The sequence below is a fragment of the Muricauda brasiliensis genome (assembly GCF_003057865.1).
Lineage (GTDB): Bacteria > Bacteroidota > Bacteroidia > Flavobacteriales > Flavobacteriaceae > Flagellimonas > Flagellimonas chongwuensis.
Genome location: NZ_QBTW01000004.1, coordinates 160,636 through 170,519 on the forward strand (window position 1 = coordinate 160,636; position 9,884 = coordinate 170,519).

10 protein-coding genes are annotated in these 9,884 nt (G+C 36.7%); 3 read left to right on the plus strand and 7 right to left on the minus strand.

All coding sequences use genetic code 11. The annotated features are described in order from the left end of the window. Positions 1 to 109 precede the first annotated feature (109 nt). Entirely contained in the window at positions 110 to 751 is a 642-nt protein-coding gene (locus DCK90_RS03875) for a hypothetical protein (protein ID WP_159075754.1), read from the plus strand. A gap of 230 nt (positions 752 to 981) precedes the next feature. Here the strand turns inward: DCK90_RS03875 and DCK90_RS17190 are convergent, their stop codons facing one another. Then, positions 982 to 1,257, minus strand: a complete 276-nt coding sequence (locus DCK90_RS17190) for a helix-turn-helix domain-containing protein (RefSeq protein ID WP_108244870.1) — start codon at positions 1,255 to 1,257, stop codon at positions 982 to 984. A gap of 29 nt (positions 1,258 to 1,286) precedes the next feature. On the opposite strand from DCK90_RS17190, the gene DCK90_RS03885 reads away from it, so the two are divergent. Next, entirely contained in the window at positions 1,287 to 3,203 is a 1,917-nt protein-coding gene (locus DCK90_RS03885; protein WP_108244871.1) for a hypothetical protein, read from the plus strand. Between the two features lie 553 nt (positions 3,204 to 3,756). On the opposite strand, the gene DCK90_RS03895 is transcribed toward DCK90_RS03885, so the two are convergent. From DCK90_RS03895 to DCK90_RS03905, 3 genes are read right to left on the minus strand one after another with little or no spacing between them, the layout of a single operon-like run. Beyond that, positions 3,757 to 4,383 carry a hypothetical protein gene (locus DCK90_RS03895; protein ID WP_108244873.1) on the minus strand — a complete coding sequence of 209 codons (627 nt, stop codon included), beginning with the start codon at positions 4,381 to 4,383 and terminating at the stop codon, positions 3,757 to 3,759. Next, complete coding sequence (locus tag DCK90_RS03900) at positions 4,376 to 4,615, minus strand: hypothetical protein (RefSeq protein ID WP_108244874.1); 240 nt, start codon at positions 4,613 to 4,615, stop codon at positions 4,376 to 4,378. The genes DCK90_RS03895 and DCK90_RS03900 overlap by 8 nt, the downstream gene beginning before the upstream one ends. A gap of 15 nt (positions 4,616 to 4,630) precedes the next feature. Then, positions 4,631 to 5,746 (minus strand): tyrosine-type recombinase/integrase, encoded by a 1,116-nt coding sequence (locus DCK90_RS03905; protein WP_159075756.1) that lies wholly within the window; start codon positions 5,744 to 5,746, stop codon positions 4,631 to 4,633. A gap of 475 nt (positions 5,747 to 6,221) precedes the next feature. Between DCK90_RS03905 and DCK90_RS03910 the strand changes: the two genes are divergently transcribed. After that, positions 6,222 to 7,124, plus strand: a complete 903-nt coding sequence (locus DCK90_RS03910) for a YihY/virulence factor BrkB family protein (RefSeq protein ID WP_108244876.1) — start codon at positions 6,222 to 6,224, stop codon at positions 7,122 to 7,124. A gap of 6 nt (positions 7,125 to 7,130) precedes the next feature. Here the strand turns inward: DCK90_RS03910 and DCK90_RS03915 are convergent, their stop codons facing one another. The 3 genes from DCK90_RS03915 to DCK90_RS03925 form a co-directional block, all read right to left on the minus strand. Beyond that, a complete protein-coding gene (locus tag DCK90_RS03915) occupies positions 7,131 to 8,438 on the minus strand; it encodes a serine hydrolase domain-containing protein (protein WP_108244877.1) in 1,308 nt (435 codons plus the stop codon). A 60-nt stretch (positions 8,439 to 8,498) separates the two neighbouring features. Beyond that, a complete protein-coding gene (locus DCK90_RS03920; protein ID WP_108244878.1) occupies positions 8,499 to 9,299 on the minus strand; it encodes a helix-turn-helix domain-containing protein in 801 nt (266 codons plus the stop codon). A gap of 147 nt (positions 9,300 to 9,446) precedes the next feature. Next, on the minus strand, positions 9,447 to 9,884 hold a 438-nt coding region (locus tag DCK90_RS03925), incomplete at its 5' end, for a gluconate 2-dehydrogenase subunit 3 family protein (RefSeq protein ID WP_199912644.1).

A 9,884-nucleotide genomic window follows, 5' to 3' on the forward strand; every position in this document is an offset into this window, starting at 1 on the left:
CGGGGGGAATACAATGTACAAAAAATCAAGAATCTATATTTCTGTATTCAAATCATTACGATAAGAACCATCTATTGTATATTTATATTGGATAACAAAATCTGATGCTATGAGTCCTTTATTTGGTTTAAGTTTAAGCGCACTTTCTTCCGGTATTCAAATGTTCAAAGGGAATAAGAAAAAAAAAGAAGCGCAAGCGGCCATTGATAATTTTGAATTTCAAGACCTCGACAATGTTTACGAGGATATGCCCATAAGCACCGTAGGTTCCGATATCATTCGAGAAGAAGCATCAAGGACCACGGCCGGAATGGTAGATGCGGCGAAAAGCGGGGGTGTCCGCGGCGTTCTTTCAGCACTTCCAAAAATCCAGCAGTACAGTAATGACGTGAGCAGTCAGGCCGCCATGGACCTAGACAACCAGATACGTGAGCGTAACCGATTGATAGCCGAGGATGAAAAGACCATCCGGGCCATGAACGAAGAACGGCAGGCAAACGAACTGGCCGGCCTTGGCCAAAAATTGGCAACTGGTCAGCAAAATTTCTTTAGTGGATTCAATAATTTGTCAAACACCGCAATGAGCGCTAGTTATTTCAGCAGACTAAAGGACTTGACCCCAAGACAGAAAAAGGTAAAGGCTCAAAACTTGGGCATAGTGGATACCACTCCGAAAATGACCATGCCTAATGTATTATCCTCACCACCTGAGACACTCTACAATGACTACCTACCAGTAAGTTCTATTTGATTTTTGAATCAATTCAGATTCAAGGTTATTATAAGTACCATTAAACTACCCTATTCTTGTTTTTATACACTTTTAAAATCCTTAATTGAACCCCCTAAAGTGTTGTTTTACAGTTTGTTGAAACTTAACTTCTTGATAGTTTATTGAATAGGGAAAACATTACATATATATCAAATGTATTGCACGAAGTTGTGTATTGTTAGAAGTTGAGATTGCATTCTCCCAACTGTTTAAGCGTGTGTGTCCGTGATTACTAATTTGCAGCCCATTTCATTAAGTAATTTCAAAAGGGAATTAAGTGTTATGTTATCGGCCTGGCCCCTCTCAATCTTACTATACCAAGTTCTTTGGACCTTTGCAAACCTTGAGAATTCCTCTTGACTGATGTTATTGCCCTTTCTCCATTCTTTTAAATAGGTTGCTAAATCTTGGAAGGATTTTACTTCATTAGAATTTATCATACTATAAAAATAAAAAACAAACACATATTTTTGAAAATCTGTCATTTACCTAACTCACCATTAACAGCATAATCATGAAAGAAATCGAACATCAAAATTTGATTGATACTAAAGTTCAATATTGGAAAGATCTTTGGAATGATAGTATAAGTAACTTTCTAAAAAGATCATTTGGCCTAGAACTTTTAACACCACATGTTCTTATAGATAATATCATACTTGAAATAGAAGAAGATTCTTTTCAAAACAAAAAAAACAAAAAGTTTTTCTACCGAACTATCAATCAATTTCTAAAAAATGATCAGGTAATAAATGAAAAATTCAAAACTGATTTTGCCCTTTTACGAAGAGACTTTAATAGTGAAAGAAACGGGTACATCCTAAGTATCTGTCAAAGCCTTCAAACAAACTTTAGAAATGGGAAATATTTTGATGGAGCATTGAAGAAAATATCTGAACTTCTAATATTAGACTCTCCTATTGATACAGAATTCCTACAAGAACTAAATTATTACACTCAATCCGTTATTGTCGAACTACTTTTAAAGTCATACACCCTAGAAGAAATCAAAAGTTTTTCAAAATATATCTTTAGTGATGTTGAAAAACTAGATGATGGCAGATTTTACTCCCATTTCCCACATAAAACAGACGTAAAAGAGTATACCGATCCATCTGGTGAAATAGATTGGAAATTATATGGAAATGCATTAAAAAAGGAAATTCAATCACTTGACACCGAAATGAGAATTAATTCTTTAGGAAACTATTTTTATGAAGTAAAGCAGGATGCGTATTTTATTTTTGTGATAGAAGGACTAAGGGGAAGTCAGGTTGTTAAATTTGGAGACATCACCTTTTATTCACCAGACAAAAAAAGATTCGTCAAAGAAGGAAAAGACTATCAAGTTGAACTTGAAGATCTTCAAAAGGATAGACCGGAAGAAAAATATATGCAAGCGGCTGTTAAGGTTAATTATTTAACCTATCAGTCTTCTCTTTCCATTGCAATAAATAAATTAGAGAATAACATTGATTTGATATACAGTTTTTTTGGATTAAAAACCAAAATTAAAGTTTTGGAACATAAATATTTGGTCGTTAAAGATTCAAAATATTTGGCATCCTCTTTTAAAACTCCAAAAGAGAATCAGCAATTGAAATTCCATGATTCACTAGATATTGATTTCAAAAACAATAGAAAGATATTTACGAATTTAAGAAAGCATACCGAAATAATCAGTTTAAATCAAAGAGCAGCAAAAAAAATAAGAAATGCAATGCATTGGGTTAGAAAGGGTGATACTGCAAAGAACGATGATGACAAATTAGTCTTTTATTGGGTTGCATTAGAGAATTTATTTTCAGACAGCCCCGGAATAAAAAAAGATATACTTGGAGATAGTAACGCCAGTAAATTTGATTTAATCAAAGCCGTTTTGAGCGCAAACCACTTGATTTATTATGTATATGAATATGGCTGGGACCTCTTTCATTATTATAGAACTTTTGAAGACCGCTTTTTTATAAAAAGTAAGTTTCCAGAAAGACTTTCAAGAAAGGCAAACCTAATAACTAAAGGTTCAAAGGTATACTTGAAAAAGTTTATAAAGTGTCTTCCCGAATTGAAAAAACATGAGGATAATCCATATTTAAAAAGCAAAATAGAGTCTTTAATAAGTTTTTATAATGAATCGGAAGAAACTATAAAGACATTGGAGAAACAAAAAACGTCAATAGAAGATGATATAGTAATGATATACCGGTTCAGGAACCTAATCGTTCATAGCGCAACTTTCGATCAAACAATGCTTCCGTATTATACATGGAAAATTAAACTCTACACGAAATCCTTAGTAAGACAATTAATACGTGATTTTGAAAAGGAATTAGATATTGAAGATATTATCACAAAAATTTACTTAAAGAAAGAAAAGTACTTTGAAAGATTGAAAAACGACAAAATTGTATTCCCTGAAGATTTAAAATAGACAATAAATTAGTAAAAATCCAAATCAGAAAAATCAAACGAAACAGTTTAAGTATTAATTAGATACTATAATACTTTTTCCTTATTGTTTCTAAACTGTAATTGTCTCCTATCTGAAAATTTTCGTGTATCAACTTAATAAATTTACCCGATGGATAACCCTTAAAGTAGTCATTTCTTAGGCTCTTTAAATTCCGTAAAAATTCGTCCTCATCATTTTTTGCAATTTGGACTTTGCCCGATTCATCACAATACCTTGCGACTAGGTCCACAAAATGCTTAAAACCATGCTCCCCTCCAACTAGGTGGCCAAAATTATTTGAAAGGAATTGTAAAACCTTATGGCAACTCTGAAAGGAAAGATTATATTTCCTAACAAAGTTCTGGTAACGCTTTAACTTCCATTTGTAGCGAGAGTTATCATAACATTCATTTTTAAAAATGTTGATCATTGAATGGATTAAATCTATTTTGGATTCAGATAGTTGAATATCACCCTCTTCTCTTAATATTTTAAAACACTCTTTGTCGTTATTGACCATTACCGCGATTAATTAATTGGAGTTCCTAAATCTGCCCTGGTTGACCATCCATTTTCTGTCGGCTTCAACTTCTTCCGATGTCATGTTGGCCCACCGTTTTTTAAAATAGGAACCGATAATATCATGCTTTTTCATTCTTTGTTCTTCCCGTCTAATCCTTGTTGCTAGACTGGCCGCGGCTCTGTAATGAAATTGCTCATGGTTGATTTTCCATATAAAAAGCACATGAAGCCGATATTCGTAATTCTCTATGGCCTTGTCTATAATCCGATGATAAAGGGTATCAAGTTCCTTTCTTGTCAAAGTGTTGTAATCAAACGACTTAAATTTCTTATTAGGATTTTTCTGCCCATGAACCCTAAAACTTTCATCGATCTGATCATCAATTTCCTTCCAATCCGTTGGCGACTCTTGCCATCCTTTGATTGTGGCTTGTTTGTCCATCGATGACTTCTTGTGAGCTTCGCTCAGGTATTGGGGTTCGTTTTTTTCTTGGTATTGTACAGTCTTATTCTGGATATGTTCTTGAGGTATACGAGATTTATCGTTTCGCTCCTTGTGCACCTTGATTACCCATAAAATTGACCTTATGCCATGAAGGGCTATTTTAATCAGGAACCTTTTGATTGATTTAACCATGGTTTTTAAAGGCAAGTTGATATCCTTCCAAATCCTTTAAAAGGTTATCCATGGCTTCAAAATCTGCTATATATTGTGTGCGGTCGGCCTTGTTGTCAGTAAATTCAGATCGCAAAGCATCAAATAGAATATTCCTTAGTGATTCCCTTAAGTCTTTTGGGGCGTATTGGTTCAAGGCATTGTTTAAAATTTGTTCCGCTTTAATTGGACTTTGGGTTTTAACGTTTTCCATGATATTTAGATTTAATTATTCGTTTACTGCCAATGGGGCTTGACGTTCTTTATATTTCTGCTCCAATATTTCACCAACAATCTTGGCATCCTTCAAATGTTCGTTTATCTGATAATTTTCCAGCATACGATCTGACTTATGTCCAGTAATTGTTCTGATCATTTGGTTGTTGATGATGTTCTTAGAATTAGTTACGAAAGAATACCTCCCACAATGAAAGGTTATAAGTTGCCACTTGGGGTAAATCCCCTCTACATTCAAACCATTCTTAACTAATCTCTTTTCCCCTTTCGTTGGCTCATCAATTTCAGCAATCTCACAAACTTTCTTTACATAGTCGTTTAATTTTTGGTATGAGATTGGCCGAGGAAAACCATCTGACAATAATTCCTTCACCTTGCCCACTATTGGAATTGTGACCATAATATTATCCCTATCCTTTCTCTGTTTAGTTGGCATAAACTGCAAAAATCGCATACCTTCGTATTCAACAATATTTTCCTCATTGATTTTATCCGTGTCCGATATTCTAATCCCAATCTCACAGGACAATAAAAGCCACTTACGGGCATTTAGTAAATAATCTGAAACAATATGTGCCTTCTCGATTTTTAGTAATTCCTTCGGCTCTAAATGAATCTTATGGGTTTTAACGGCCCTCTTTGTTTCAATACCATTTAATGTCTTGGACGCTTCAATACCATATTTATCCCGGGCATTCTTACACACGGTAACAACATTCCTGAGTATTTTGTTTGCCGTGCTTTTTCCAACGTTCAATTCATTTAGGAATCTATCAGCAAAAAAACCATCGATATCCTTGACCCTTAATTTATCTTGACCTTGAAATATCTGAAACTTTTTTCTTGCATACTGATATTTTTTGATAGTGTTTACCGCCTTCCCATCCTGTTTAAGTTTTTCAATGTATCTATCAAAGGCACCTAAAACACTATCATCCTTACCCGTTTCAGATGCGAGTCCAAAATAAACATCGATTGAACTCCCTAACCAATTCGAAGTAATTAATTCCCCATTCAAAATACTTTGGTTCGCCTTGTTTTGAACATAAACCTTTAATCCTTCCAACTTGCTTTTAATCCCCTTTATTTCTGCATCTGCCTTCTGCAAAGGCAGTTTAGTTTTGTTCGACCAATTATTTCTATTAATGGTCAACCCAGTTTTTTTTTCAAACTGTGTTTTTCGGTCAATAGTTAACCGGCAATAAATAGATGCATTATTTGATTTGGAGCGAAGAAAGTAACTCAATGTGGCCATTTAAATAACATTTTTGAACAATGCCAATATACTATTTTCCTTGCACTTTCCTTGCGTTTCTGCATAGAAATACATAGATATGCATATTTCTACATCTTTGAAATTACATACTTATACTCTGTTTTTCAGTTATTTATGTAACTAATCCTTAAGAATCAACTGATTGAAAATTATAAGGTTATACTCCCGCCTCGAGTACAGAAAAACCCTGTAAACCCAACGTTTATAGGGTTTTTTGTTTCTATTCAGTCAACAATTATTGCTTTTCGAACAATTCTTAGTCAGATTATCAAGTAAATTTCTTCTTTAAACTATCGATTTTAATTTTTTGAAAGAAGATTACACATATTCCAATAGGTTCAAGCTCAAGGACTTTCCTTATCTTTTTTTGGACACCTTTAAGGCTTGGAGTAAAGCTAATCCATGGCGATTGAGTGCTGTGGTCGCCTACTACGCCGTTCTATCTCTTCCTGCGCTATTGGTAATCATAATCAATGTGGTCGGGTCTATTTGGGGAGTGGATATTGTTGAAGGTCGGTTGACCAACGAATTTTCGATTGCCCTTGGTCCCAATGCGGCCCAAACGATTCAAGATATTATTCAGGACACCCAAAACAAGGATAAAAATTTAATCTCCACAATTATTGGTATCTCGACCTTACTTTTTGGTGCCACGGGAGTATTTTACCAACTGAAAATATCGCTGAACGAGATATGGCGAATCGAAGGTTCACCCGGGTTTGATTTTTGGAAATTGGTAACGGAAAGAGCCAAAAGTTTTGCTTTTATATTGGTCATCGGATTTTTGTTACTGATCAGCTTCATAGTTACGGCAGCCATAACAGCCCTAAACGATTACCTAAAAAGCTTTATCACCGAAGCGGCCATATATCTCGCCTACATGGTCGATATTATTTCATCGGTAGGCATCATTACAGTAATGTTCGCGCTCATGTTTAAATTTTTGCCCGATGCCAAGATCAAATGGAGAGTAGTTTGGTTCGGGGCCTTTATTACAGCCATTTTATTTGTGATTGGCAAGTTTCTGCTAGGTCTCTACTTTGGAGAAGCAAACCCTGGCTCCACTTATGGGGCTGCAGGCGCTATCGTTTTGGTCCTGTTATGGGTGTCCTATTCTTGTCTGATCTTATTCTTTGGAGCTCAGTTCACCTACATTTATGCAAAAAAGTACAATATTCTATTCGTTCCTTACAGCGAACTTGACAGCTAGTCCTTTTTACTTCCTTTTACCTTCAACAACAATACCCTTCCACCCCATTAATGCATCATAGGTTCCCTTTTCATTTTTAATGAACTCGAAAGACTCGGCCGACTTGGAATCTTCAAAAAATACGGTAGGACTTTCCGCCTTCAACTCTCCTACTTTTTCATCTTCCTGTAAAACAATCAAATGGTCACCCTCGACCTCAATCTCCAAAACCAACCCGTCAAAATCGGCAAAAGTATAAGCTCCTGCGTATTCTTGGAGCACTTCTTCATCAACCTGAATGGCAACTCTGTTAATTTCTTTCGGGTAATCCACAGGTTCTGATTTCATCAATTTGACCATATCATCAATAGTATCAAAAAATGGCATTTCATCATAATTGGCCAAAAGCACAAAATCGAAATGATTTTTGAGGTCGCTATACACTTGGGCGCGGATACCCTTGGAACCACCATCTTTTGCAATGATTCCATTTTTATCCTCAAAAAATGAAGCATATGGTTCCTGCTTGATGTGATCCATAAATTTTTTGAGGTCCTCGCCCGTTGAAAAAAACCGAGCATTTCGGAACTCATCTTTCTGGATATTATCAATCGGCTCTAAAACATCATCTTTAAGCACATGATTCTGCGCCATCCGTTTCACTCGATTTTCTTTCACAAAAAAGTGAGCTCCGCTAGAATCCATTCCCAACGGTTCAAAAATTTCGTCGACCACACATTGAGAAAAAGATTTTTCATATATATTGGAGATAATACCATACAATATCTCATAACCAATGTTGGAATACTGTACATCCGTTCCGGGCGGAAACAATAGCGATTGCTTTTTGGACAGTTCCAGTATATCATCAAATGTGAGTTGATATTCCTCATCCTCGAACCCAACCAATTCCCTGGGCAAACCCGAACTATGTTCCAAGAGCATTTTCAATGTAATTTCGTTGCCTCTGGGAAAATCATCAAAATAGGCATCCAAGGTTTGATCTGTGGATAATTTTTCATCCCTCTCTAATTTCACCAGTAGATAGTGGGTCATTAACTTGGCTATGGAATGAATATCAAACTGGAAATCGGTAGTTACATAGGTTGAACTACTACTATTCATATTGTATGCCTTGTCGAGCAAAAGGGTATCATTTTTAAATACCAGCAATACACCATTGAACCGGTTCAGTTCCGTTAATTTTGAAAAATAAGTATCCACAGAATCCCGAACACGCTCCAATTTAGAGGATAGCAACACTTCCACTTTCTCCGATTTTTGCTTGCAAGATGCCAACGCCAGCACTCCGAAAATGACTAAAAAATACTTCATGGTCTACTTTTTATGCAAAGAACCTACAACCCGCTATAATTTAATTGTAAAAATGGAAACCTATCGATGTCGCATTAAAAACTCAGGCAGGTTATTGAAAAACTGTTGAGGTGCGACCCCGCAGACCTTTTTGAAGTCGTTGATAAAATGAGGTTGGTCAAAATAACCATAATCGTAGCTAAGCTCAGTGAGTGAAATATCCGGGTTCTTTGTCTTGAACTTGACCAAATCCAAAATACGAACGGTAATAATGAATCGCTTAAGGCTATACATCACTTCTTTTTTAAAGATTTTCCCTAGGTATTGTCTAGAGCGTTCAAATTGCCTGCTCAACTCATTCACCGTCAACTTGCCCTGCTCAGCATAGATATATTCACAAAGATCACGAACCAAAACCATAGTGGATGTTAGTTCCGGCATAGTTTGGGCCATGAATTTATCCGCCAAAGTGAATTTTTCTTCTACTTCATGTGTTCTGAAAATTTGTTCATGGAACGAAATCAGATTCGTATTGAAATCACTTATATCGACCACACCGGATTCTTTTAATATTGAAAAGAAATAAGCGTTGGTCCATGGCTGTAATTTGATGGTGAAAAAAGTCAGCGATTCGGCTCCCTCAACCCGGTATGGCGGCACAACATCATGAATAGTGAATACTTTGCTTCGTATGGGAACGGAATCATGCTCGACACCAAAGTGAAACACACCTTTGGCCTCTTTAAAAAACACAAAATCATAACAGCAATCATCGATAACTGGAATGCGGCGATTTGCCTTTTCCTTGTTGATATGGATGTAGTAGCATTCCCTAAAAACTGAATCAAACGGTTGTTGGGGACGGTAGCTGACTACATTCATTGGGTATTGGGATTTAGAAAGTTTTTAAGATAATAATTGTGGCTCACAATTTTAAAAAACTATCCAAAATAGATATTTATTATATGCTGTTTATTAAAAAGCCCGCACTTTTGGTGCGGGCCCATTACCTTTTATATATGGTATCATCTACGTCAACAGGTTACCGTTCTCGTCCCATTCGGCGATGACCCCGCGTTGGCTCTGGTCCACGCATTTGGCCAGCCATTCCTCGTCGTAGCTAACACCGTGTTGCTCCAAAACGTCATCGGGAACCCCGTCCCATACATTGGGCTGGTTCCCCTTGTAACCGATCTCCTCTATCCCGATCTTGCTGGTGTAGAAGCCCGTCATCGTAAGGTTCCTCACCAGGGAGAAGAAGTTCACCTCAAAAGGGCGCTCGTTGCCCGGCACCTCCGGGTCGTAGTACGCGATACCGTCCAAAATGGCCTTTTGTTGTTCCTCCGTCGCCTCCTTGAACTCCACTCCGTGCTCCGTGTTGCTCTTGTGGTCCAGCCACATCAGCCCACCGCGGATGTCCGGTTGCAGGGTCTCAACGTCCTTGCTCATGAACTCGATGAAGCCCAC